Origin of the sequence: Phenylobacterium sp. (assembly GCF_025351295.1) — a bacterium.
GTDB lineage: Bacteria > Pseudomonadota > Alphaproteobacteria > Caulobacterales > Caulobacteraceae > Phenylobacterium.
The window spans coordinates 21,598-42,925 of record NZ_JANXWD010000164.1; the positions used below are offsets into that span (position 1 = coordinate 21,598).

The window sequence follows — 21,328 nt, forward strand, 5'->3', positions numbered from 1 at the left end:
GTCGGGATGGCCGCCGCCCAGATTGGCATGACCGTCACCCGCATCACCGCCACGGACGCCGCGGCGGTGCTCGAACGGCTGGCCACGTCGGACCGGCTGGAACGCGGCGCCGTGTTCATCATCAGCGTCGAGGCGATCAAGGAACGCTCCGGCGACCGCTGGTCCCGCAAGGTCGACGACGTCTGGGGCTATCTGGGCCGCAAGCTCAACGAATACCTGTCCTACCAGGATGTCCACCACCGGCTGAACGATACCGATGTCCTGATCGCCATGACCACCGAGGACGGCGTCGCCGCCCAGGCCGTGGGCATGAAGGTGCTGGAGGACGTGCTGGAATTCTTCCTGGGCGCCGCCGAGCGCCGGGACATCCGCATCAGGGCGGTCAGCCGGATCGAGGGCGACGAACTGGTCTGCGCCGACCTCGACCCCGACACCATCGCCACCGCCCGCGAGAAGGAGGCCGAAGCCCCCTATCACCGCCAGGTGAGCCCGGAGGCCGAGCGCGCGCACAACCCGGTCTCCTTCGTCGCCTCCAACGGCCAGCAGCTCGAGGTGGCCTTCGCCCTGGAGCACGTCGTCAGCCTGCGCCACGGGGTGACCGCGGTGCTGCGCGTCGAGCCCACCGTGACCTTCAGCGCCACCGGCGAGACGATCCCGACCCGGCGGTTCCATCGGCTGTCCGATGGGGACCTGGCCGCCATCGACCGCGCCACCCTGGCGTTCGGCGGCCTGTTCATCCCCGAGGACGCCCGCACCCGGCCGCCGGTGATCCTGCCGGCCTCGTTCCGCACCCTGGGCGGACGCAAAGGCCGCGCCTCGCTGATCGCCATCGAGGGCGTCACCCCCGAGCGCATCCGCCAGGGCGCCATGATCGAGTTCGTCGACATCGACCGTGGCACCCCCAGCGGGCGGCTGGTGGAGGTGGTCAGCCTGGTGGGCCGGGTCACCCGCGGGGTCCTGGCCCGGCTGCAGCCGGTGGGCAATGCCCTGGACCCGGTGCAGGGGACGCGGTTCAACGGCCTGACCCTGGACTTCGCCGACCTGGGCCTGCCGCACGCGCGCCTGGAGGCCTTCATGCGCGCCATGGCCCATCAGATGCGCGGCAAGGCCCCCGCCCTGATCGCCCAGGGCCTGGGCGAGCGGATGCACCTGGACATGGCCGACGACGCCGGCTTCACCCACGCCGGCATCCGCGCGGTCCCCAATACGGTCACCCGCAAGGCGGTTGCCTAGGGCTCTGGCGCCTAGATCCGCTGGCCCAGATTGTCGCGCAGGGCCCGCGCGTCATAGATGTCCGGCCCGCGGGGCCGCTCGCCTTTGCCCATGACGACCTCGATGGTCGACGACAGCGATGGCCCGCCGCCCAGGCTAAAGCCGCGATCGACGCCCACGCCCACGGCGCTGTGGCGGCCGAAGGTGGCGCCGCCGATCCCAATGCTGACCTGGGGGCCGTTGTCAGGGCGGCCCTCAGTGACCCGGTCGGCCACCTTGAACCAATCGTAGCCCTGGGCGATCGCCAGGTCGGCGGCGCGCAGCAGGGCGTAGTCCGAGACCTGCTGCACCGGGGCGCCGGGACCGCCGTGGAAGGTGATCCGATAGCGGCCGGGCTCGATCCGGTACTCCGAATAACCGACGGCCTGCGGGCCACTGGCGGGCTGATAGAGCGTAGGCGCCGGCGTGGCGCATGCGCCGAGCGAGAGGGCCGCGGCTGCGGCAAGGATCAGGCGGTGCATGGCGAGGCCTCCAAATCGGAAAGGCGTGTCCCGTCCGAAGCTTATAGCGTGAAACGGGCAAACTGGCGTCGCCGTTCCGCTAACCGAGGCCCAACGCCGCGATCAGGTCGGCCATGTCCCGGGGCGGCGAGGCCTCCAGCCGCTTCTCCCCGCCGGCGGGGTGCGGGAATTTCAGCGCCGTGGCGTGCAGCATCAGGCGCGGCACGGTCTCGCCGCCCACCACCAGCGCGCCGCCATAGCGGGCGTCGCCGGCGATGGGCCGGCCGATCGACGCCAGGTGGACGCGCAGCTGGTGCATGCGCCCCGTCTCGGGGTCCAGCCGCAGCAGGGCGGCGACACCGGTGTGCTTCAGGGTGCGATAGCGCGAGACGGCCGCCTCGGCGTCCTTATGGTCGGCCGCGCAGACCCGCATATAGGCCTCGCGGCCCTGCTCGTCGCGACGCAGCGGCAGGTCGATCGTCCCGGCCACCGGATCCGGCGCGCCGGGCGTGACGATGGCCAGGTAGGTCTTGGAAAACTTGCGCGCCATCAAGGCCTTGCCAAGGAAACCTGCGGCCGGCTTGGTCTTCGCCGTGAGGATCACGCCGGACGTGTCGCGGTCCAGCCGGTGGATCAGTCGCGGCCGCGCCTTGCCCGGCCTGGCGAACGCCCACAGCAGTTCGTCCAGCGTATGGACCTGCCCCCGCCCGCCCTGGCTCGACAGCCCGGACGGCTTGTTCAACGCCAGGATCTCGGCGTCCTCGTACAGCACCAGCGACCGCACGAAGGCGATCTCCGCGGCGGAGAGCTGAACGGCCGGCCTTTCCCTCCCCTTCATGGGGAGGGGCAGCTCGCCGCCAGGCGAGCGGGGTGGGGAAGTGTGGGCCGGAACTGGGCGTCGGGAATGATCCACACGTCCCCACCCTGACCGCTTCGCGGTCGGTCCCTCCCCATGAAGGGGAGGGAAATCATGTCTTGCTCCTGCGCAGCGCCGCCCAGCGCTCCAGGCGTTCCTTGGTCCGCGCCTCGGCCCCCTCGCCGCGGGGCTGGTAGAAGATCTGGCGCGCCATCTCGTCGGGGAAATAGTTCTGGCCGGAGAAGCCCTCCGGCGCATCGTGGTCGTAGGCGTAGCCCTTGCCGTAGCCCAGGTCCCGCATCAGCTTGGTCGCCGCGTTGCGGATGTGGGCAGGAGGCATCAGCGAGCCGGTCTCCCTGGCCGCCTTCATCGCCGCGCTAAAGGCCTTGTAGACCGCGTTGGACTTGGGCGCGGCGGCCAGGTGGATCACCAGCTGCGCCAGGGCGATCTCGCCCTCCGGCGAGCCCAGGAAGTCGTAGGTGTCCTTGGCTGCGTTCGCCAGGACGAGGGACATGGGGTCGGCCTCGCCGATGTCCTCCGCCGCCGCCCGGATCAACCGCCGCGCGATGAACAGCGGGTCCTCGCCGCCGGTCAGCATGCGGGCCAGCCAGTAGAGCGCCGCGTCGGGATCGGAGCCGCGGATCGACTTATGCAGGGCCGAGATGAGGTTGTAGTGCTCCTCGCGGTCCTTGTCGTAGGCGGGGCTGCGCTTCTGGAGAACCTGGCCCAGATCCTTGGTCGAGAGCGGCTTGGCCGAGCCGATATTGAACAGGGTCTCGGCGAGCGTCAGCAGGTAGCGGCCGTCGCCGTCGGCCAGGGCGACCAGGGCCGCGCGCGCCTCCGGCTCCAGCGGCAGGGTGCGGCCCTCATGCGCCTCGGCCTTGGCCAGCAGGGTCGTGAGCGCCTCGTCGTCCAGCCGCTTCAGCACATAGACCTGGCAGCGCGACAGCAGCGCCCCGTTCAGCTCGAACGACGGGTTCTCGGTGGTGGCGCCCACGAGGGTGACGATCCCCTCCTCCACGAAGGGCAGGAAGCCGTCCTGCTGGGCGCGGTTGAAGCGGTGGATCTCGTCGACGAACAGCAGGGTCGCCTGGCCGGCCGCGCGGCGCATCCGCGCAGCCTCGAAGGCCTTCTTCAGGTCCGCGACCCCGGAGAACACCGCCGACAGCTGCTGGAACTCATAGCCCGCCGCCTTGGCCAGCAGCCGCGCAATGGTGGTCTTGCCGGTGCCGGGCGGGCCCCAGAGGATCATCGACGACAGCCGCCGGGCCTCCGCCATCCGCCCGATCGGCCCTTCCGGCCCCAGCAGGTGATCCTGGCCCACCACCTCGGACAGCGTCTGCGGCCGCAGCCGGTCGGCCAGCGGCGACGGCTGCTGCGGCGTCAGGCCCGCGGCTTCGAAGAGGTCGGCCATGACGGCGGGCTTAGCATGGATTCCACGGTCAGGCCGAGAAGGTGGCCGTCACCGTCTGACCGCCCCTCTGGATGGTCACCTTCCAGGCGCGCTGCGGCGTAGCGATCACGCCGGCCAGGTCGCGCACCGCCTCGATCTTGACCCCATTGACCTCGCGGATGACGTCGCCGGGACGCAGGCCGATGTTCATGGCCAGGCCGCGCCCGACCCCGGTGACCAGCACGCCCGGGCCGGAGAACACGTCCAGCCCGACCTCGTCGGCCACCGCCGGCGACAGGTTGACCACCGTGGCCCCGTCGAACGGGTTGCGGCCGGCCAGAGTGCGCTCGTCGCGCGCCGGCGTGGCCGGCGGAGCCTCGGCATGCAGGGTCAGCGTCTGGTCCTTGCCGTCGCTGCGGCGGACCAGCAGCGGTGCCTGGTCGCCCGGCCGATGGTTGCCGATGGCGTAGCTGAGGGTCGCGGCATCCGCCACCGGCCGACCGTCCACCTGCAGGATCACATCGCCTTGTTTCAGCCCGGCCCGCGCCGCGGGACCGCCTGGCCAGAGGTCGGCGACCAGCGCCCCCTGCGGCGCCGGCAGGCCGAGGGTCTTGGCGATCTCGGGGCTGACGGTCTGGGTCCGCGCGCCCAGCCAGGGCCGCACCACGCTGTGGCCGCCGCCGACCGCGGTCTCCACCACCCGGCGCACCACCGCCGCCGGGATCGCGAAGCCGACGCCGGACGAGGTGCCCGAGCGCGACAGGATGAAGCTGTTCACCCCGATCAGGTCGCCATCCATGTCCACCAGGGCGCCGCCGGAATTGCCCGGATTGATCGCCGCGTCGGTCTGGATATAGGCCGAGCCCGCCTCGCCGGTGGGGTCGGTGGTGCGGTTCAGCGCCGAGATGATGCCGTTGGTCACCGTCTGGCCGATGCCGAACGGGTCGCCGATGGCCAGCACCAGGTCGCCCACCTGGGCGTCGCCGGTGTCGTCCATGGCCAGCACCGGCAGCCGCTCGCCGGGCGGCAGGTCGATCTTCAGCACCGCAAGGTCGCGGCGGGGGTCGGCCAGCAGCACCTTGGCGGGAAACTCGCGGCGGTCGGAGAGCGCCACGGTGATCTCCACCGCACCCTCCACCACGTGGTTGTTGGTGACGATCACCCCGTCGGGCCGCACGATCACGCCGGAGCCCAGCGAGGCGGCCAGCCGCTCCTGCGGCACGCCCAGGCCGAACATCGACCAGAAGGGATCGGTCTGCTGGCGCACCAGCCGCTTGGACGAGATGTTCACCACTGCCGGGGCGGCGCGCTTCACCACCGGGGCGAAGGACGACTTCATCGCCATGGCGTCAGCCGGCGGCGCCCGGTTGGGCTGGGCGAAGGCGGGCTGGGCCTGGCCCATCGACGGCGCGGCGAGCGCCAGGGCGGCGAGCAGGACGGGCGGCAGAACGCGAAGCGCGTGCATGAGGTCTCCGGGAGGGCGCGGTCACAGAACGCTACCCAAGTTTCCGGCGCAATGATGGCGAAGCCGCCGTCGCTACGCCGCCGGCGCCGTCCGCTCCAGGGCAGGCCGTGCGGTGACGGTGGCCAGCAGGAAGGCCAGCGCCATCAGCCCGGACGCCAGGTAAATCGGCAGGCCCGGCATGTGGTAGGTCGCCTCGTGGCGGATCGACCAGGCGAACACCTCGCCATAGATCGGCGGGCCCAGGATGGCGGCGATCCCGGCCAGGCTCTGGTTGGCGCCCTGGAGCTGGCCCTGCTGCTGTGGCGGCAGGCGGCGGGTCATCAGGCCCTGCAGCCCCGGCATCATCAGGCTCCACAAGGCGAATACCGGCGCGCCCAGGAGGTAGAGGAAGCCCGTCGGCGCCGCGCCGTACCAGGCGAAGCCCAGCATCCCGGCCGTCGCCCCGATCAGGATCGCGTTGCGCTCGCCCACCCGCGCCACCACCGGCCCCACCAGGAACCACTGCACCAGCACGCCCAGCACCCCGGTCAGCAGGAAGGTCAGGCCCAGGATCTGCGGCGTCCAGTGGTAGCGGTGGGTGGTGTAGAGCACGAAGATCTGCGGCAGCACGATCTGGGCGAACTGGAACAGGAAGCCGATCCCGGCCAGGCCCAGCAGGCCCCGCTGCGACTGCAGCAGCCTGAGCGATCCCAGCGGGTTGGCCCGCTTCCAGTCATAGGTCTTGGCCCGCCGCTCGCGCGGCAGCGACTCCGGCAGGATGAACAGGCCGTACATGGCGTTCACGAAGGTCAGGCCGGCGGCCACGATGAACGGCGTCCGCAGGCCGAACTCGCCGCCGATGATCCCGCCCAGGGTCGGGCCGATGATGAAGCCGAACGAGAACGCCGAGCCCATCCAGCCGAAGGTCTTGGCCCGCTGCTCGGGCGGGGTGACGTCGGCCAGGTAGGCGTTGGCGGTGGAGAAGCTGGCCGCCGTCATCCCGTTCAGCACCCGCCCGAGGAACAGCCACCACAGCCCCGGCGCGAAGGCCATGAACAGGAAGTCGGTGGCCAGGCCGAACAGCGAGATCAGCAGCACCGGCCGGCGACCGAACCGGTCGGCCATCATCCCCAGGATCGGCCCGCAGACGAACTGCATCAGCCCCCAGGTGGTGGCGAACAGCGCGTTCCATTCCGAGGCCGAGGCGGTGTCGCCGCCCGCGAACTGCTTGATCAGGTTCGGCAGGATCGGGATCATGATCCCGAACGAGATCGAGTTCATCAGCGCCAGGGCGAAGATGAAGCCGAAGCTGGCCCGGCGGCCGCGCACCGCGCCGTCGACTGAGTCCTGCGCACTCATGGCGTCTCCCCCGCGCGCACCATGAAACAAACCAGGAACTGACGCAACATGGTCAGCTCACCCGCTCGCCGACCGCGCGGATCTGGTTTTGCCAGTACTCCGCCAGTCGGGCCAGCAGCGCTTGGTCGGGGAAGCGATGGCGCGCGGCGCTTTCGGCCGGAACCTGGTCGAAGCCGCGATGCTCGACGCTGACCCGGGTCTCGTCGCCGACCGCCTCGAACCGGACCTCGACCTCCGTGTGAAGATCCGGCGGGAACGCTGCCTGCCGCCAGGAGAACACCAGCCGGATGGGTGGTTCCCAGGCCAGCACCTTACCGATTTCGAACACCTTGCCGTTCGCCAGGGTCTCGATCAGCCGCCGATCTTCGCCGTCTTGCGCGAACGCCAGACGGCCCGGCGCGCGCGGCGTGGTCTGGAACAGGCCGCTAGGCCGCCACCAGTCGCCGATCTCGGCAGTGAAGACCGCGAACGCCCGCGCCGGCGTCGCCTTCACCCGCAGCGCGACATAGACCTTAGAGGTCATTCGGGGCCTTGGAGGTCATGCGTCGGGCCCGGTCTGGGCGGCGGTCTCGATATGGGCCTTGAACGCCAGGAGCTGGGCGCTCCACAGCCGTTCGCTCTCCTCCAGCCAGCGCAGCAGATGGACCATGGGTTCGGGCCTCAGCGCATAGATGCGCACGCGCGCATCGAACTCGGGATGGGATTCCTCGACCAGGCCGCTGATCCGCAGGGTCTTCAGGTGGCGGCTCATGGCCGGCGGGCTGATCGCCAGTTCTCGCGCCAGCTCTCCCGCCGCCCGCGGCCGCTGCGCCAGCAGGTCGACGACACGTCGCCGATGCGGATCGGCAAGGGCGGCCAGGGTACGGTCGACGGCGACGGAGGAGGCTCTCCCCATCAGACCCAGCCGGTGATCTTCAGCCCGCTCGCGGCCTCGGCCGCCTCGCGTGTGACCGCCTGTACCGTCTGGCCGACGGTCCAGATGTGGCCCTCGGGGTCGCGGCAGCGATAGGTGCGGTCACCGTAGAACTGGGTCTCCGGCGCCATCAGGATCTCGAACCCCGCCGCGCGCGCCCGCTCGCAATGGGCGTCGATGTCGGTGTCGATCTGAATATGCACCGTCTGGGTGTTCTTGCCGCCGATCGAGGCCGGGCTGCGGTGGTCGTCGGTCCACTCGTTGCCGACCATCACCACGGCATTGCCGAACCGCATCTCGGAGTGGGCGACGGCGCCCTCTCCGTCCTCGATCAGCATCGAGAGCTCGAACCCGAACGCCGCTTCCAGGAACTCTAGCGCCGCGCGGGGATCGCGGTAGCAGATCGCCGACATCAACGGCGCGCGCCAGTCAGCCAAGGCCGGCCTCCTTCAGCGAGGTGGCGGTCTTGAAGCCCAGGGCTTTCTCCACACCCGCCGCGTCATAGGCCGCGACCTCCTGGTTGAAGTTCCAGACGTGGCCCTCGGGATCCAGCGCGCGATAGGTGCGGGCGCCGTAGAACTGGTCCTCCGGCTCGGCGGTGATCACCGCCCCGGCGGCCCGCGCCCGCTCGCAGTGCGCATCGAGCCCGTCGTCCAGGTTGATGCGCAGGAACTGGGTGTTCACCCCCTCGACCGCGGCCGGGCTGCGCATGCGGGCCGCACCGATTATCGCGCCCTCCCACTGGCCACCGACGTTCAGCGCGCCGCCGCGGAAGGTGACCTCGGAATGCGCCAGGTTGCCGTCGGCGTCCGTCACCAGGGCCGAGACCTCGAAGCCGAACGCGGCCTCCAGGAACTTCAGCGCCGCGATGGGGTCCTTGTAGAAAACGGCGGGTACGAAGGTGGGCCGGTCCATGACCATTTCCTTGCGTTAATCTACAATATTTAACGCATATCGCAATTATATCGTCAAGCGAAATAGCCGTCGCTCGGAGCCTGCGCTCGGCTGCTGGCATGGGCAAGGTTTGCGGCGCTCCGGCCGCTAGTGCGCCAGGGCCGGCGCCAGGTCCGCGAACTTTCCGTCGTTCGGCTCCGGAGCCACGCCCACCAGTCGGGCCAGCAGTGGATAGACATCGACGTTGTCGAAGGTCTTCAGCCGCACGCCAGCGCGGAACGCCGGGCCGGACGCCACGAAGATCGCCGCCATCTCGGGACTGGCGTTGTCATAGCCATGCTCGCCTCGCGACGGCTCCTTCGGGTGGTAATCGTGGGTCGTCAGCAGCCAGCCGGTCTGCGGCAGGCAGACGATCGGCGCTACGCGGGGGTTCTGGCCATAGTGCAGCTGCGCCGGGATCTTCGCCTTGGGCCAGCATTGCAGGTGCGGATGCGGCGCGGACAGGGCCGCCTCGACCTCCGCCTCATGCCCCGCGGTCGGGAAGATCGTGCCGATCGGCCCCATGTCGAGGGCCTTGTAGGCGTCCTTGGCGATCAGGTCGTCGAGGTAGATCGACCGTTCGGGGGCGGTGGCCGCCATGCCGTGGTCGGCCACCACAACGACGTTGGCGACGATCCCGCGCATCTTCAGCCCCGCCAGCAGGCGTCCGATGGCGGCGTCTACCGTGGCGGCGGCCTGGTTCACTTCATTGGAGTCCGGGCCGAACCGGTGCCCGGCCGTATCGACGATGTCGAAATAGAGCGTGAGGAACCGCGGCCGCTCCGCCGCCGGCTTGTCCAGCATCGCCAGGTCCTGGTCCACACGGGCGTCGGAAGCCATGTTCTGGTCGAAGGCCAGGAAATAGTGCGGCCGGATTCCATGGATCGCCGCCTCGGACCCCGGCCAGAATATCGGCGCGGTGACGATCCCCGCCTTCTCGGCCGTCACCCAGATCGGCTCGGCCCCATCCCACCAGCGGGCATCGCGCACCGCGTCGCGGTTGCCCATGCCGAACGTGACCCCTGGGATGGCGGGGTCCCGCATGTTGTTGGCGACGATCCCGGTCTCGTCGGGCCGCCGACCGGTGACCAGGGTGTAGTGGTTCGGGAAGGTCTTGGAGGGGAACGACGGCCGCATCGCCGCGCGCGCGCCATGCGCCGCCAAGCCTGACAGGACGGGAGTCACGCCGCGGTCAAGGTAGTCGGCTCTGAAGGCGTCGATGGAGATCAGTACGGTGAGCGGCCGCTCGGCCGCGACGGACGGGACGGCCACGCCCAGCAGGAGGACGGCGGCCAGCAGGCGGGCGAGGATGGTTCTCACGGCGATCTCCGGCTGGAACGCCCCCACCTAGCCCGAGACGACGGTTCGGCGGAAGAGCGCGCGGGCGTTGGAAAGCGCCGCCGGGCCGCGTATGGCTCGGCCGATGACGATCTCTGAGTCAGGCGGGTCGGATCTGGTCGCAGACCGGGAATGCGGCGACTGCACCGTCTGCTGCGTCCTGTTTCCGATCGACCAGCCGGACCTGGTCAAGCTCTCCGGGGTGGCCTGCCGGCATCGCGGTTCAACAGGCTGCGCGATCCATCCAGTGCGGCCCAATGTGTGCCGGGACTGGTTCTGCGGCTGGCGGCGGCTGCCGATGCTGGACGACGCCTGGCGGCCCGACCGCTCAGGGATCGTGGTGGTGTTCGACGACGAGGGGGTCCCGGCCGGCTATCCGGAACGCCCGGCCCTGAAGTTCATCCTGATCGGCGACGAGCGCACCCTCTATACCCAGGCGTTCCTGGGCTATGTGGCCGGGCTGGTGGACGCCCGCGTGCCGGTCCTGCTGGCCATTCCCGGCCCGCCGGGCACGTTCGGCGCCAAGGCGTTCATGAACAGCCGCCTTGAGGCCTCGGTCGCGCGTCGCGACGCCGGCGAGATGATCCGCATCGCGGCGGACACCCTGAGTATCCTGCGCGCCGGCGACTTCGAGCAGGTCGGCTTCTCACACGGCGATCCGGCAGCCTGAGCCTGGAACGCAAAAGCCCCCGAGGCGACCCTCGGGGGCTCTGCGGTCCTGCGATGGCAGGTACGGTTAGTCTTCGGCGCCGTAGCCGGCCTGGGCGGTCGGACCGGAGTCCTTGCCCTTTTCGGATGGGTCGCGGTCGACGAATTCGATGACGGCCATGGCGGCGTTGTCGCCGTGGCGGAAGCCGGCCTTCAGCACCCGGATATAGCCGCCGTTGCGTTCGGCGTAGCGCGGGCCCAGCACGGCGAACAGCTTGCCGACCTGCGCCACGTCACGCACCTGGCTGATCGCCTGGCGACGCGCATGCAGGTCGCCGCGCTTGCCCAGGGTGATCAGCTTCTCGACGAAGGGGCGCAGCTCCTTGGCCTTCGGCAGGGTGGTCACGATCTGCTCGTGCTTGATCAGGCTGGCCGACATGTTGGCGAACATGGCGGTACGGTGGGCGGATGTGCGACCCAGTTTGCGGTGGGCGATACCGTGACGCATTTCATGTCTCCTGAGCCACCTGGGCCCACCGGACGCTCCCGTGTCCACGGGAAAGCGTCCTGCCTAACCAAGTCCCAGCCTGCTCCCGCCTGGGTCACTACGAAGCGCCGGAGCCCTCCACCGCTGTTGCGGCTTCGTCGGGCCCAGACCGCCCCTCCTTCAGACTAAAAAGGGGCAGCCCGGAGTCGGCGAGAAAGCGGTCTACATCTGGTCTTCGAACTTCTTGGCCAACTCTTCGATGTTCTCGGGCGGCCAGTTGGGCACGTCCATGCCCAGGTGTAGACCCATCCCGGCGAGAACTTCCTTGATCTCGTTCAACGACTTGCGCCCGAAGTTCGGTGTACGGAGCATCTCCGCCTCGGTCTTCTGGATCAGGTCGCCGATGTAGACGATATTGTCGTTCTTCAGGCAGTTGGCCGAACGGACGGAGAGCTCGAGCTCGTCGACCTTCTTCAGCAGCGCCGGGTTGAACGGCAGTTCCGGCTTCGCCTCGCCTTCGACCTTCTTCTTCGGCTCTTCGAAGGTGATGAAGATCTGCAGCTGGTCCTGGAGGATGCGGGCGGCATAGGCCACCGCGTCCACCGGCGACACGGCGCCGTTGGTTTCCAGGTCCATGATCAGCTTGTCGTAGTCGAGGCTCTGGCCCTGGCGGGTCGGTTCGACCCGGTAGGCAACCCGCTTCACCGGCGAATAGAGCGCGTCGACGGCGATCAGGCCGATCGGGGCGTCCTCGGGGCGGTTCATCTCGGCCGGGACATAGCCCTTGCCGGTCTGGACCGTGAACTCCATGCGCACCTGCGCGCCCTCGTCCAGCGTACAGAGCACGTGGTCGGGGTTCAAGATCTCGATGTCGGACGGCGCCTCGATCTGGCTGGCCGTCACCGCGCCGGGGCCGTTGGCGCGCAGCGTCATCCGCTTCGGGCCCTCGGCGTGCATGCGCAGCGCCAGTTGCTTGATGTTCAGCACGATGTCGACCACGTCTTCGCGCACGCCTTCCAGCGACGAGAATTCGTGGACTACGCCGTCGATCTGCACCGCGGTCACAGCCGCGCCTTGCAGGGAGGAGAGCAGCACGCGCCGCAGGCTATTGCCCAGGGTCACGCCGAAGCCGCGCTCGAGAGGTTCGGCCACCAGACGCGCCTTGCGGGCGGCGTCGGCGCCGGTCTCGATTTGCGGCTTCTCGGGACGGATGAGCTCGTTCCAGTTTCGTTCGATCAACGTATGTCCCTCGAAAACGCAGGATCGCCGGCCGCAATACCGCGGACCGGCGTCAGGGATTGTAGTTCTTACGGCTAGACGCGCCGGCGCTTGGGCGGGCGGCAGCCGTTGTGCGGGATAGGTGTCACGTCCCGGATAGTGGTGATGGTCATGCCGACCGCCTGCAGGGCGCGCAGCGCCGACTCACGGCCCGAGCCGGGCCCCGAGACGTTGACTTCCAGCGTGCGCACGCCGTGCTCGGCGGCCTTGCGGCCGGCGTCCTCGGCCGCCATCTGGGCGGCATAGGGCGTCGACTTACGCGATCCCTTGAAGCCCATCAGGCCGGCGCTGGACCACGAGATCGCGTTGCCCTGGGCGTCGGTGATGGTGATCATGGTGTTGTTGAACGAGGCGTTCACGTGCGCCACGCCCGAAGTGATGTTCTTTCGCTCGCGACGTTTGACGCGCGCCGGTTCCTTAGCCATCGGAGATACGCTCTCTTACTTCTTCTTGCCGGCGATCGGCTTGGCGGGACCCTTGCGGGTGCGGGCGTTAGTGTGGGTCCGCTGACCCCGGACCGGCAGGCCCTTGCGATGCCGCAGGCCGCGATAGCAGGCCAGATCCATCAGGCGCTTGATGTTGGTCGAGGTTTCGCGACGCAGGTCGCCCTCGACCATGTAGTCGCGGTCGATGGTCTCGCGGATCTGCAGGACTTCAGCGTCGGTCAGCTGATTGACGCGGCGCGCGTCCTCGATGCCGACCTTGCTGACGATCTCGCGGGCCTTCGCCTCGCCGATGCCATGAATGTACTGCAGCGCGACGACAACGCGCTTGTTCGTGGGGATGTTAACGCCAGCAATACGAGCCACGTGGAACCTTCTCCTGGATCACGCAAGAGAAGCGCGAACGGCGCCCCGGCCCTCGACACCCATAGGTGTCGGCCGGCGCGTCACTCGCGCTCTTTCGCGGAAGCGCTTCGTTATAGGAACAGGCGCCTCTCCGTCAATGGCGGAAACGCCCAAATGTGAACGAAATACTGCACGCGCAAGGGGCAATGCGCCCTCGCACGGGTAAGTGACGCCCTGGCCGTGGCCGGACGACGACAAAGTAAGCACGGGCGGAGCCGATCCGCAATCCACAGGGGCGATCAGCGGCCGACTCCGTTCAGGGCGGCGTCGATGCCGGCAGCCACGGTGTCCATCGTCCCCATGCCATCCACCTCGGTCAGCTTGCCCTGTCCCTGGTAGTAGGGCAGCAGCGGCGCGGTCTGGACGTTGTAGGCGTTCAGGCGGACCAGGAAGCTCTCCGGATTGTCATCGGGGCGGCCCGATTCGGCGAAGCGGCCGGCGATCCGCGACTTCAGCGCCTCGTCGTCGACCTTCAGCCGCAGCACCAGGTCGATCTGGCTGCCGCGGCCCTTCAGCATGACGTCCAGGGCCTCGGCCTGCGGCAGGGTGCGCGGGAAGCCGTCGAAGATGGCGCCCCCCGCGGCTTCCGCCTCCGGCAGCCGCTGTTCGATCAGTTCGACGACGATCTCGTCGGAGACCAATTCGCCGCGCTGCATGATGCCGGACACCCGTTGGCCAAGCTCGGAGCCAGACGCGATGGCCGCGCGCAGCATGTCGCCCGTCGACAGCTGGACCATGTTGCGCCCGTCAACCAGGCGCTTGGCCTGGGTCCCCTTCCCCGCCGCCGGCGGACCGAACAGGATCAAATTCATCTCGCTCTCCCCACACCAGCGCTCTTGATGGCGCCCGTCCCCTAGGTCAGTGAAGCGCCGACGCCTAGCGCCGGCCGCCCCGCAGTTTCGACTTCTTGATCAGCCCCTCGTACTGGTGCGCCAGCAGGTGGGACTGGATCTGCGCCACCGTGTCCATGGTGACGCTGACCACGATCAGCAGGGACGTCCCGCCCATGTAGAACCGGGAGTTGAACACGCCGATCAGGGCCTCAGGCACCAGGCAGACCAGGGTGATATAGGCCGCGCCGATCACCGTCAGGCGGGTCAGTACGAAATCCATGTACTCCGCTGTCCGCTTGCCCGGGCGGATGCCGGGGAGAAACCCCCCGTACTTGCGCAGGTTTTCTGCCGTGTCCTCGGGGTTGAACACCACCGAGGTGTAGAAGAAGCAGAAGAACACGATCAGCATGCCGTACATGATCATGAAGGCAGGCCGGCCGTGCTGCAGCTGGCCCACCGCATAGGGGATCCACTGCAGCCACTCGGGCAGGTTGGCCTTGGCCGCGAAGCCCATCACCGTCGCTGGCAGCAGCAGCAGCGACGAGGCGAAGATCGGCGGGATCACGCCGGAGGTGTTGATCTTCAGCGGCAGGAACGAGGTGTCGCCGCCGAACATGCGGTTGCCGACCTGGCGCTTGGGATACTGCACCAGCAGCCGGCGCTGCGAGCGCTCCATGAACACGATGGCGACGGTCACCGCCACCACCAGCAGCACGATCAGGATCAGGCCGCCGGCGTTCATCGATCCTGTCCGCGTCAGTTCCAGCGCCTGCACGAGGTACTGGGGCAGCTGGGCGACGATGCCGGCGAAGATCAGCAGGGATACCCCGTTGCCGACCCCGCGGCTGGTGATCTGTTCGCCCATCCACATCAGGAACATGGTCCCGCCGGTCAGGTTGACGACGGTGGAGATGATGAAGAACAGGCCGGGGTTGATCACCAGGCCGGGGCTCTGCGAGAGGCCGAGCGCGATGGTGAACGACTGGAACAGCGCCAGCACCACCGTGAGATAGCGGGTGTATTGGTTGAGCGTCTTGCGCCCCGCCTCCCCGCCTTCCTTTCGCAGCTTCTCCCAGGGCGGATAGACCGTCCCCAGGAGCTGCACGATGATCGACGCCGAGATGTAGGGCGTGACGCCCAGGGCCAGGACGGCCATCCGCTGGACGGCGCCGCCGGAGAACATGTTGAACATGCCCAGGATGCCCTGGGCCTGCCCGGTGAACGCCTGCTGGAACGCGACCGGATCGATGCCGGGGATCACGATATAGGTGCCCAGGCGATAGACGATCATCGCGATGATGGTGAACCAGATGCGCTTGTGCAGCTCCGTCGCCTTGCGGAAGGCGTCGAAGTTCAGGTTCGCGGCGAGCTGTTCAGCGGCCGAAGCCATTTAGGCAAATTCCCTTCACCGTGGTCCCGCTCAGATAGGGCGCGCCGCTCCCGATAGCGAGGGCGGCGACGCTCCAACTAGGCCTTGGCGTCTTCCGCCGGGGCTTCGGGCTTGGTCGTGGTCAGCGTGCCTCCGGCCTTCTCGACCGCGGCGCGGGCCGAAGCCGTGGCCGAATAGACGGTGAGGGTGAGCGTGGAGGTGAGGTCGCCCTCGCCCAGAAGCTTCACACCGTCCTTGGCGCGGCGGATCACGCCGGCCTTCAGCAAGGCGTCGGTGTCGATGGCGGCCTTGGCGTCCAGCTTGCCGGCGGCGATCGCCTGTTCGATGCGCCACAGGTTGACCTCGGCGAAGTCCTTGCGGTTGCGGCTGGTGAAACCGCGCTTCGGCATGCGCATGTGCAGCGGCATCTGGCCGCCTTCGAAGCCGTGGATCGACACGCCCGAGCGCGCCTTCTGGCCCTTCACGCCGCGACCGGCGGTCTTGCCCTTGCCCGAACCCGGGCCCCGGCCGACGCGCATGCGGTTCTTGGTGGAGCCCTCGCGGGGGCTGAGTTCGTTGAGCTTGGTCATGTGCCTCTCCTTTGGAGATCTGGCGCCAGGCGAAAGCCTGACTCGGCTGTCTTTGAAAACCCGCTCATCCCCGCGAAGGCGGGGACCCAAGCTGAGTTCGGTGCTTAGCGCGGCTTGGATCCCCGGCTCGGCCTACGCGGCTTCGTCGCTTCGTTGGCCGGGGACGAGCGCTGTCTATTCGGTCACGATCTCGAGCAGGTGGTGGACCTTGGCGATCATCCCGCGGACCGACGGGGTGTCTTCCAGGGTGGACGTGCGGCCGAGCTTGTTCAGACCCAGGCCGGCGAGCGTGGCGCGCTGGTCCTTGGTCCGACGGATCGGGCTGCCGGTCTGGCGAACGGTGACTTGAGCCATATTGCTAACCTTCCGCGTCCACGGCGACGGTCTGGGCGCCGTCGGTGCGGCGACCGATCACGTCGGAGACCTTCTTGCCGCGCTTGGCCGCGATCTGGCGGGGCGACGACTGAGCCTTCAGGGCCTCGAACGTCGCACGCACCATGTTGTAGGGGTTGGACGAACCGACCGACTTGCCGACCACGTCCTGGACACCCAGGGTTTCCAGCACCGCGCGCATCGGACCGCCGGCGATAACGCCGGTGCCGGGAGGCGCCGAGCGGACCATCACCTTGCCCGCGCCCCAGCGGCCGTTGCCGTCGTGGTGCAGGGTGCGGCTTTCGCGCAGCGGCACGCGGATCATCGACTTCTTGGCTTCTTCGGTCGCCTTGCGGATGGCTTCCGGCACTTCGCGCGCCTTGCCGTGACCGAAGCCCACGCGGCCCTTCTGGTCGCCAACCACCATCAGGGCGGCGAACGAGAACCGGCGGCCGCCCTTCACGGTGGCCGCGACGCGGTTGATGTGGACCAGCTTCTCGACGATCTCGCTGTCGCGCTCGTCGTCGTTGCGGTTGCGACCGCCGCCGCGCTGTTCGTCTCTGCGAGCCATGATCGTTTCCTTAGAAGTTCAGGCCGGCTTCGCGCGCGGCGTCGGCCAGGGCTTTCACCCGGCCGTGGTACAGATAGCCGCCGCGGTCGAAGACGACGTCCTTGACGCCCTTTTCGATCGCGCGCTGGGCGACCAGGGCGCCGACCTTGGCGGCGGCGTCCTTGTCCGAACCCTTGGCCTTGGCCTTCTCGCCTTCTAGCGAGGAGGCGGCCGCCAGGGTTACGCCGTTCGCATCGTCGATGATCTGGGCATAGATGTTCTTGGCCGACCGGAAGACCGACAGGCGCGGACGACCGTTCGCCACCTTGCGGAGGTGGGTGCGGACCCGCTGCGCGCGGCGCAGGGTGGAGGTGCGGGGAGAGAGCGCCATGGCCTACTTCTTCTTGCCTTCCTTGCGCCGGACCTTTTCGCCCGCGTAACGCACGCCCTTGCCCTTATAGGGCTCGGGCGGACGGATGCGGCGGATCCGGGCGGCGGTTTCGCCGACCAGTTGCTTGTCGATGCCGGCGATCCGGACCTCGGTCTGCTTGGGCACCAGGAACGAGATGCCGTCCGGCGCCTTGATGTCGACGTCGTGGCTGAAGCCCAGCTGCATGGAGAGGTTGGTCCCCTTCATCGCGGCGCGGTAGCCGACGCCGACCAGCTCGAGGGTCTGCTCATAGCCCTGGGTGACCCCCTGGACCATGTTGGCGACCAGCGTGCGCGACAGGCCCCACATGGATTGGGCCCGGGTGGTGTCGACGCGCTTGGAGAGCGTCAGTTCGCCGCCCTCCTGTTTGACTTCGATCTCTTCGGCGACCGTCCAGGCGAGCTGGCCCTTGGGCCCCTGCACCGTGACCGTCTGGCCATCGAGGGTCACCGTCACCCCAGCGGGGACCGCGACCGCCTTCTTTCCGATACGAGACATATCAGTAGACCCGGCAGAGCACTTCGCCGCCCACGTTGGCGTCGCGCGCCGCGGTGTCCGACATAACGCCCTTGGGCGTCGACAGGATCGAGATCCCGAGACCGTTCTTCACCGGCTTCAGGTCCTTGATCGACGAATAGACGCGGCGGCCGGGCTTCGAGACGCGGCTGATCTCCACTATGACGGGGGCGCCATCGAAGTACTTCAGCTCGATCTCGAATTCCGGGAAGGCGCCGGGCTTTTCCACCAAGTGATAGCCGCGGATGTAGCCTTCATCGGCCAGCACATCGAGGACGCGCGAACGCATCTTCGACGCGGGCGTCAGGACTTTCGAGCGACCGCGCGAGGCGGCGTTCTTGATGCGGGCGATCAGATCGCCAATGGGGTCGTTGACCACTTGTCCCTCCCCTTACCAGCTTGACTTGACGAGGCCGGGGATCAGACCGGCGGACCCGAGGTCGCGCAGGGAGATCCGGCTCATCCGAAGCTTGCGGTAGTAGCCGCGCGGACGGCCCGTGATTTCGCATCGGTTGCGGATGCGGGTCTTAGACGAGTTGCGCGGCAGTTCCGCCAGCTTGAGGCGGGCGTCGAAACGCTCCTCAAGCGGCAGGCTCTCGTTGTTCGCCGTCGCCTTCAGCGCGGCGCGCTTGGCGGCATACGTCTTCACGAGCTTCTTGACCCGGTCGTTGCGATTGACGGCGCTCTTCTTGGCCATTTGCTTTTCCTTCCCGCCGCTATTGCTGCTGCTGAACGAACGGGAACTGGAATTCCTTGAGAAGCTCGCGAGCTTCGTCGTCGGTCTTCGCAGTGGTGGTGACGATGATGTCCATGCCCCAGACCTGGTCGATCTGGTCGTAGTTGATTTCCGGGAACACGATGTGCTCCTTCAGGCCCATGGCGAAGTTGCCACGCCCGTCGAACGACGTCGGCTTCAGGCCCCGGAAGTCCTTCACCCGCGGCAGGGCGATGGTGATCAGACGATCGAGGAACTCGTACATCTGGTCCTTGCGGAGCGTGACCTTGCAGCCGATCGTCATGCCTTCGCGCAGCTTGAAGCCGGCGATCGACGTGCGGGCCTTGGTGGCCACCGGCTTCTGGCCGGCGATCTTCGCCAGGTCGGCCATCGCCGAGTTGATCTTCTTGGAGTCGGCGACCGCTTCGCCAACGCCCATGTTGATCACGATCTTGTCCAGCTTCGGGATCTGCATCTCGTTGCTGTAGCCAAACTGTTCCTTCAGCTTGGCGCGGATGCGCTGGCGATACTCGGTCTTCAGCCGCGGTTCGTAAGCTTGCTCAGCCATGGATCACCTCGCCGGTCGTCTTGGCGATCCGGACCTTCTTGTCGCCGTCCACGCGGAAGCCGATGCGGGTGGCCTTGCCGTTCGAATCGACGATGGCGACGTTCGACAGGTGGAGCGACGCTTCCTTGCGTTTGATGCCGCCCTGCGGGTCGGTCTGCGAAGCCTTGGTATGGCGCTGAACCATGTTCAGGCCCTCCACCAGGACGCGACCGTCCTTGGGCAGCACCTTCAGGACCGCGCCCTGACGGCCCTTGTCCTTGCCGGTGAGGATCACGACGCGATCCCCCTTCTTGATCTTCGCGCTCATCACAGCACCTCGGGCGCGAGCGAAATGATCTTCATGTGGTTCTTGGCGCGCAGTTCACGGGGAACCGGGCCGAAGATCCGCGTGCCGATCGGCTCGGATTGCTTGTTGACGATGACCGCCGCGTTCTTGTCGAAGCGGATCACCGAACCGTCCTTGCGCTTGATGGCCTGGCTGGTGCGGACGACGATGGCTTGCAGCACATCGCCCTTCTTCACGCGGCCGCGCGGGATCGCCTCCTTGACGGAGACGACGATCTTGTCACCGACGCTGGCGTAACGGCGCTTCGCGCCGCCCAGCACCTTGATGCACATGACCCGGCGGGCGCCGGAATTGTCGGCGACGTCCAGGTTAGTTTGCATCTGGATCATGTGTGTCGATCCTTACGCTTGGGCCGCACTGCCCTTAGGCAGCACTTCCCAGGTTTTGGTCTTCGACTTCGGCGCGCATTCGATGATGCGCGCGTTGTCGCCGGCCTTGTAGGCATTCGCCTCGTCGTGAGCGTGGTACTTCTTGGACCGGCGGACGGTCTTTTTCAGCACCGGATGCAGGAAGGTCCGTTCGACCTTCACCACCACCGTCTTGTCGCCCTTGTCGGAGACGACCACGCCTTCGAGAATTCGTTTCGGCATCTGTCGTCGCTCCTCAGGCCTGAGCCTGCTTGCCGCGCAGGACCGTCTTGATGCGCGCGATATCCTTGCGCACCTGGTCCACACGGTGGGTCTTTTCGATCTGGCCGGTCGCCTTCTGGAAGCGCAGGTTGAACTGCTCCTTCTTCAGGGAGACGAGCTGGTCGGCCAGCTGATCGGGGGTCAGGCCCCGCACTTCAACGATCTTCATCACGCGTGCTCCGCGACGGGGGCGTCGATCCGCGAGACGATGCGGGTCTTCACCGGAAGCTTCGCCGCGCCGAGGCGCAGGGCTTCACGGGCCACATCGTCCGGCACGCCGTCGATTTCGAACATGATCCGGCCGGGGTGAACCCGGGCGGCCCAGAAGTCGACCGCGCCCTTGCCCTTGCCCATCCGGACTTCGGCCGGCTTGCCGGTCACCGGCACGTCGGGGAAGATCCGGATCCACACCCGGCCCTGGCGCTTCATCTGACGCGTGATCGCGCGGCGGGCCGCTTCGATCTGGCGTGCGGTGACGCGTTCCGGCTCCACCGATTTCAGGCCATAGGACCCGAAATTCAGCGTGAAGCCGCTCTTGGCCAGGCCGTGGATGCGACCCTTGAACTGCTTGCGGTACTTGGTTTTCTTCGGCGACAGCATCTCTTCGGATCCTTAGGCGTTCGCCGGTTCGCGGCGATCGCGACGGGGGCCGCGGTCGGGACGGTCGCCACGTTCACGGCCGCCGCCTTCACCGGCGGGTCCGCTTTCGCTGGCGAGACGCTTGTCGAGGGCCATCGGGTCGTGGTCGAGGACCTCGCCCTTGAACACCCAGACCTTCACGCCGATGATTCCGTAGGTCGTCTTGGCCTCGGTGAAGCCGTAGTCGACGTCGGCGCGCAGGGTGTGCAGCGGCACGCGGCCTTCGCGATACCATTCCATCCGGGCGATTTCCGCGCCGCCGAGGCGGCCGGAGACATTGATGCGGACGCCCTTGGCGCCCAGGCGCATGGCCGACTGCATCGAGCGCTTCATGGCGCGGCGGAAGGCGACCCGGCGCTCGAGCTGCTGGGCGATGTTCTCGGCCACCAGCTGGGCGTCGGTCTCCGGCTTGCGGATCTCGACGATGTTCAGGTGAACCTCGCCGTCCGTCATGGCCGCGATGTCCTTGCGCAGCTTCTCGATGTCCGCGCCCTTCTTGCCGATGATCACGCCGGGGCGCGCGGCATAGATGGTGATGCGGCACTTCTTGTGCGGACGCTCG

Annotated in this window: 32 protein-coding genes; 2 read left to right on the forward strand and 30 right to left on the reverse strand. The window is 67.9% G+C overall.

The genetic code is table 11. From position 1 onward, the window contains the following. The first annotated feature begins 27 nt into the window (after positions 1-27). Entirely contained in the window at positions 28-1,233 is a 1,206-nt protein-coding gene (locus Q0R13_RS21850; protein ID WP_293907961.1) for a hypothetical protein, read from the forward strand. 11 nt (positions 1,234-1,244) lie between these two features. Here the strand turns inward: Q0R13_RS21850 and Q0R13_RS21855 are convergent, their stop codons facing one another. The 10 genes from Q0R13_RS21855 to Q0R13_RS21900 form a co-directional block, all read right to left on the reverse strand. Next, complete coding sequence (locus tag Q0R13_RS21855) at positions 1,245-1,733, reverse strand: hypothetical protein (RefSeq protein WP_293907963.1); 489 nt, start codon at positions 1,731-1,733, stop codon at positions 1,245-1,247. Between the two features lie 79 nt (positions 1,734-1,812). Then, positions 1,813-2,550: an RluA family pseudouridine synthase gene (locus Q0R13_RS21860; RefSeq protein WP_293907965.1), complete on the reverse strand. Its 738-nt coding sequence runs from the start codon at positions 2,548-2,550 to the stop codon at positions 1,813-1,815. A gap of 130 nt (positions 2,551-2,680) precedes the next feature. Next, complete coding sequence (locus Q0R13_RS21865) at positions 2,681-3,982, reverse strand: replication-associated recombination protein A (protein WP_293907967.1); 1,302 nt, start codon at positions 3,980-3,982, stop codon at positions 2,681-2,683. Positions 3,983-4,010: 28 nt separating this feature from the next. Continuing rightward, the gene (locus Q0R13_RS21870) at positions 4,011-5,426 is read right to left on the reverse strand and encodes a Do family serine endopeptidase (protein ID WP_293907969.1); all 1,416 of its coding nucleotides are present in this window, start codon (positions 5,424-5,426) and stop codon (positions 4,011-4,013) included. Positions 5,427-5,498: 72 nt separating this feature from the next. Beyond that, entirely contained in the window at positions 5,499-6,764 is a 1,266-nt protein-coding gene (locus Q0R13_RS21875) for a TCR/Tet family MFS transporter (RefSeq protein ID WP_293907970.1), read from the reverse strand. Positions 6,765-6,816: 52 nt separating this feature from the next. Continuing rightward, entirely contained in the window at positions 6,817-7,287 is a 471-nt protein-coding gene (locus tag Q0R13_RS21880) for an SRPBCC domain-containing protein (RefSeq protein ID WP_293907972.1), read from the reverse strand. 15 nt (positions 7,288-7,302) lie between these two features. Beyond that, the gene (locus tag Q0R13_RS21885; protein ID WP_293907974.1) at positions 7,303-7,659 is read right to left on the reverse strand and encodes a metalloregulator ArsR/SmtB family transcription factor; all 357 of its coding nucleotides are present in this window, start codon (positions 7,657-7,659) and stop codon (positions 7,303-7,305) included. Further along, on the reverse strand, positions 7,659-8,114 hold the full coding sequence (locus tag Q0R13_RS21890; protein WP_366853431.1) for a VOC family protein: 456 nt from the start codon (positions 8,112-8,114) through the stop codon (positions 7,659-7,661). The genes Q0R13_RS21885 and Q0R13_RS21890 overlap by 1 nt, the downstream gene beginning before the upstream one ends. After that, positions 8,107-8,592: a VOC family protein gene (locus Q0R13_RS21895; RefSeq protein WP_293907976.1), complete on the reverse strand. Its 486-nt coding sequence runs from the start codon at positions 8,590-8,592 to the stop codon at positions 8,107-8,109. The genes Q0R13_RS21890 and Q0R13_RS21895 overlap by 8 nt, the downstream gene beginning before the upstream one ends. A gap of 126 nt (positions 8,593-8,718) precedes the next feature. Next, positions 8,719-9,930, reverse strand: coding sequence for an ectonucleotide pyrophosphatase/phosphodiesterase (locus Q0R13_RS21900; RefSeq protein ID WP_293907978.1), 1,212 nt, complete (start codon positions 9,928-9,930; stop codon positions 8,719-8,721). Between the two features lie 103 nt (positions 9,931-10,033). On the opposite strand from Q0R13_RS21900, the gene Q0R13_RS21905 reads away from it, so the two are divergent. After that, on the forward strand, positions 10,034-10,618 hold the full coding sequence (locus Q0R13_RS21905) for a hypothetical protein (RefSeq protein ID WP_293907979.1): 585 nt from the start codon (positions 10,034-10,036) through the stop codon (positions 10,616-10,618). A 66-nt stretch (positions 10,619-10,684) separates the two neighbouring features. On the opposite strand, the gene rplQ is transcribed toward Q0R13_RS21905, so the two are convergent. The 20 genes from rplQ to rpsC form a co-directional block, all read right to left on the reverse strand. Next, positions 10,685-11,104 carry a 50S ribosomal protein L17 gene (gene rplQ, locus Q0R13_RS21910; protein WP_293907980.1) on the reverse strand — a complete coding sequence of 140 codons (420 nt, stop codon included), beginning with the start codon at positions 11,102-11,104 and terminating at the stop codon, positions 10,685-10,687. 201 nt (positions 11,105-11,305) lie between these two features. Next, complete coding sequence (locus tag Q0R13_RS21915) at positions 11,306-12,322, reverse strand: DNA-directed RNA polymerase subunit alpha (protein ID WP_293907981.1); 1,017 nt, start codon at positions 12,320-12,322, stop codon at positions 11,306-11,308. Between the two features lie 74 nt (positions 12,323-12,396). Further along, a complete protein-coding gene (gene rpsK, locus Q0R13_RS21920) occupies positions 12,397-12,786 on the reverse strand; it encodes a 30S ribosomal protein S11 (protein WP_111274690.1) in 390 nt (129 codons plus the stop codon). A gap of 15 nt (positions 12,787-12,801) precedes the next feature. Then, the gene (gene rpsM, locus Q0R13_RS21925; protein ID WP_293907983.1) at positions 12,802-13,170 is read right to left on the reverse strand and encodes a 30S ribosomal protein S13; all 369 of its coding nucleotides are present in this window, start codon (positions 13,168-13,170) and stop codon (positions 12,802-12,804) included. Positions 13,171-13,448: 278 nt separating this feature from the next. Further along, positions 13,449-14,021: an adenylate kinase gene (locus Q0R13_RS21930; protein ID WP_293907986.1), complete on the reverse strand. Its 573-nt coding sequence runs from the start codon at positions 14,019-14,021 to the stop codon at positions 13,449-13,451. A gap of 64 nt (positions 14,022-14,085) precedes the next feature. Beyond that, positions 14,086-15,432 carry a preprotein translocase subunit SecY gene (gene secY / locus Q0R13_RS21935; protein ID WP_293907989.1) on the reverse strand — a complete coding sequence of 449 codons (1,347 nt, stop codon included), beginning with the start codon at positions 15,430-15,432 and terminating at the stop codon, positions 14,086-14,088. 77 nt (positions 15,433-15,509) lie between these two features. Further along, a complete protein-coding gene (gene rplO, locus Q0R13_RS21940) occupies positions 15,510-16,001 on the reverse strand; it encodes a 50S ribosomal protein L15 (RefSeq protein ID WP_293907992.1) in 492 nt (163 codons plus the stop codon). Positions 16,002-16,175: 174 nt separating this feature from the next. After that, on the reverse strand, positions 16,176-16,355 hold the full coding sequence (gene rpmD, locus Q0R13_RS21945) for a 50S ribosomal protein L30 (RefSeq protein WP_293907995.1): 180 nt from the start codon (positions 16,353-16,355) through the stop codon (positions 16,176-16,178). A gap of 4 nt (positions 16,356-16,359) precedes the next feature. Then, positions 16,360-16,944 (reverse strand): 30S ribosomal protein S5, encoded by a 585-nt coding sequence (gene rpsE, locus Q0R13_RS21950; protein ID WP_293907997.1) that lies wholly within the window; start codon positions 16,942-16,944, stop codon positions 16,360-16,362. 10 nt (positions 16,945-16,954) lie between these two features. After that, entirely contained in the window at positions 16,955-17,314 is a 360-nt protein-coding gene (gene rplR / locus Q0R13_RS21955) for a 50S ribosomal protein L18 (RefSeq protein WP_293907999.1), read from the reverse strand. 3 nt (positions 17,315-17,317) lie between these two features. Next, entirely contained in the window at positions 17,318-17,851 is a 534-nt protein-coding gene (gene rplF / locus Q0R13_RS21960) for a 50S ribosomal protein L6 (protein ID WP_293908002.1), read from the reverse strand. A gap of 1 nt (position 17,852) precedes the next feature. Beyond that, a complete protein-coding gene (gene rpsH / locus Q0R13_RS21965) occupies positions 17,853-18,248 on the reverse strand; it encodes a 30S ribosomal protein S8 (protein WP_293908033.1) in 396 nt (131 codons plus the stop codon). A gap of 12 nt (positions 18,249-18,260) precedes the next feature. Then, a complete protein-coding gene (gene rpsN / locus Q0R13_RS21970) occupies positions 18,261-18,566 on the reverse strand; it encodes a 30S ribosomal protein S14 (protein WP_293908035.1) in 306 nt (101 codons plus the stop codon). A gap of 19 nt (positions 18,567-18,585) precedes the next feature. Continuing rightward, positions 18,586-19,152, reverse strand: a complete 567-nt coding sequence (rplE, locus tag Q0R13_RS21975; protein WP_293908037.1) for a 50S ribosomal protein L5 — start codon at positions 19,150-19,152, stop codon at positions 18,586-18,588. Beyond that, a complete protein-coding gene (rplX, locus tag Q0R13_RS21980; RefSeq protein WP_293908039.1) occupies positions 19,145-19,459 on the reverse strand; it encodes a 50S ribosomal protein L24 in 315 nt (104 codons plus the stop codon). The genes rplE and rplX overlap by 8 nt, the downstream gene beginning before the upstream one ends. After that, positions 19,459-19,827, reverse strand: a complete 369-nt coding sequence (gene rplN / locus Q0R13_RS21985; RefSeq protein ID WP_111516382.1) for a 50S ribosomal protein L14 — start codon at positions 19,825-19,827, stop codon at positions 19,459-19,461. Before rplN ends, rplX begins: the two co-directional genes overlap by 1 nt. A gap of 12 nt (positions 19,828-19,839) precedes the next feature. Next, complete coding sequence (rpsQ, locus tag Q0R13_RS21990) at positions 19,840-20,088, reverse strand: 30S ribosomal protein S17 (protein WP_293908041.1); 249 nt, start codon at positions 20,086-20,088, stop codon at positions 19,840-19,842. A gap of 13 nt (positions 20,089-20,101) precedes the next feature. Next, a complete protein-coding gene (rpmC, locus tag Q0R13_RS21995; protein WP_293908043.1) occupies positions 20,102-20,296 on the reverse strand; it encodes a 50S ribosomal protein L29 in 195 nt (64 codons plus the stop codon). Next, the gene (gene rplP, locus Q0R13_RS22000; RefSeq protein ID WP_293908045.1) at positions 20,296-20,727 is read right to left on the reverse strand and encodes a 50S ribosomal protein L16; all 432 of its coding nucleotides are present in this window, start codon (positions 20,725-20,727) and stop codon (positions 20,296-20,298) included. The genes rpmC and rplP overlap by 1 nt, the downstream gene beginning before the upstream one ends. 12 nt (positions 20,728-20,739) lie before the next feature. Next, a partial coding sequence (gene rpsC, locus Q0R13_RS22005) for a 30S ribosomal protein S3 (protein WP_293908047.1) occupies positions 20,740-21,328 on the reverse strand: 589 nt, incomplete at its 5' end.

Bases quoted from the DNA above. Each gene is read 5' to 3' on its own strand.
- rplQ (WP_293907980.1), bottom strand. From the start codon at position 11,104: ATGCGTCACGGTATCGCCCACCGCAAACTGGGTCGCACATCCGCCCAC.
- rpsK (WP_111274690.1), bottom strand. From the start codon at position 12,786: ATGGCTAAGGAACCGGCGCGCGTCAAACGTCGCGAGCGAAAGAACATC.
- rpmC (WP_293908043.1), bottom strand. From the start codon at position 20,296: ATGAAGATCGTTGAAGTGCGGGGCCTGACCCCCGATCAGCTGGCCGAC.
- rplP (WP_293908045.1), bottom strand. From the start codon at position 20,727: ATGCTGTCGCCGAAGAAAACCAAGTACCGCAAGCAGTTCAAGGGTCGC.
- rplR (WP_293907999.1), bottom strand. From the start codon at position 17,314: ATGGCGCTCTCTCCCCGCACCTCCACCCTGCGCCGCGCGCAGCGGGTC.
- Q0R13_RS21855 (WP_293907963.1), bottom strand. From the start codon at position 1,733: ATGCACCGCCTGATCCTTGCCGCAGCCGCGGCCCTCTCGCTCGGCGCA.
- rplN (WP_111516382.1), bottom strand. From the start codon at position 19,827: ATGATCCAGATGCAAACTAACCTGGACGTCGCCGACAATTCCGGCGCC.
- secY (WP_293907989.1), bottom strand. From the start codon at position 15,432: ATGGCTTCGGCCGCTGAACAGCTCGCCGCGAACCTGAACTTCGACGCC.
- rplF (WP_293908002.1), bottom strand. From the start codon at position 17,851: ATGTCTCGTATCGGAAAGAAGGCGGTCGCGGTCCCCGCTGGGGTGACG.
- rplE (WP_293908037.1), bottom strand. From the start codon at position 19,152: ATGGCTGAGCAAGCTTACGAACCGCGGCTGAAGACCGAGTATCGCCAG.
- Q0R13_RS21880 (WP_293907972.1), bottom strand. From the start codon at position 7,287: ATGACCTCTAAGGTCTATGTCGCGCTGCGGGTGAAGGCGACGCCGGCG.
- Q0R13_RS21895 (WP_293907976.1), bottom strand. From the start codon at position 8,592: ATGGACCGGCCCACCTTCGTACCCGCCGTTTTCTACAAGGACCCCATC.
- Q0R13_RS21865 (WP_293907967.1), bottom strand. From the start codon at position 3,982: ATGGCCGACCTCTTCGAAGCCGCGGGCCTGACGCCGCAGCAGCCGTCG.
- Q0R13_RS21875 (WP_293907970.1), bottom strand. From the start codon at position 6,764: ATGAGTGCGCAGGACTCAGTCGACGGCGCGGTGCGCGGCCGCCGGGCC.
- Q0R13_RS21930 (WP_293907986.1), bottom strand. From the start codon at position 14,021: ATGAATTTGATCCTGTTCGGTCCGCCGGCGGCGGGGAAGGGGACCCAG.
- Q0R13_RS21860 (WP_293907965.1), bottom strand. From the start codon at position 2,550: ATGAAGGGGAGGGAAAGGCCGGCCGTTCAGCTCTCCGCCGCGGAGATC.
- rplO (WP_293907992.1), bottom strand. From the start codon at position 16,001: ATGACCAAGCTCAACGAACTCAGCCCCCGCGAGGGCTCCACCAAGAAC.
- Q0R13_RS21850 (WP_293907961.1), top strand. From the start codon at position 28: ATGACCGTCACCCGCATCACCGCCACGGACGCCGCGGCGGTGCTCGAA.
- rpsQ (WP_293908041.1), bottom strand. From the start codon at position 20,088: ATGCCGAAACGAATTCTCGAAGGCGTGGTCGTCTCCGACAAGGGCGAC.
- rpmD (WP_293907995.1), bottom strand. From the start codon at position 16,355: ATGGCTCAAGTCACCGTTCGCCAGACCGGCAGCCCGATCCGTCGGACC.
- rplX (WP_293908039.1), bottom strand. From the start codon at position 19,459: ATGAGCGCGAAGATCAAGAAGGGGGATCGCGTCGTGATCCTCACCGGC.
- rpsN (WP_293908035.1), bottom strand. From the start codon at position 18,566: ATGGCCAAGAAGAGCGCCGTCAATCGCAACGACCGGGTCAAGAAGCTC.
- Q0R13_RS21905 (WP_293907979.1), top strand. From the start codon at position 10,034: ATGACGATCTCTGAGTCAGGCGGGTCGGATCTGGTCGCAGACCGGGAA.
- Q0R13_RS21885 (WP_293907974.1), bottom strand. From the start codon at position 7,659: ATGGGGAGAGCCTCCTCCGTCGCCGTCGACCGTACCCTGGCCGCCCTT.
- rpsE (WP_293907997.1), bottom strand. From the start codon at position 16,944: ATGGCTCGCAGAGACGAACAGCGCGGCGGCGGTCGCAACCGCAACGAC.
- Q0R13_RS21870 (WP_293907969.1), bottom strand. From the start codon at position 5,426: ATGCACGCGCTTCGCGTTCTGCCGCCCGTCCTGCTCGCCGCCCTGGCG.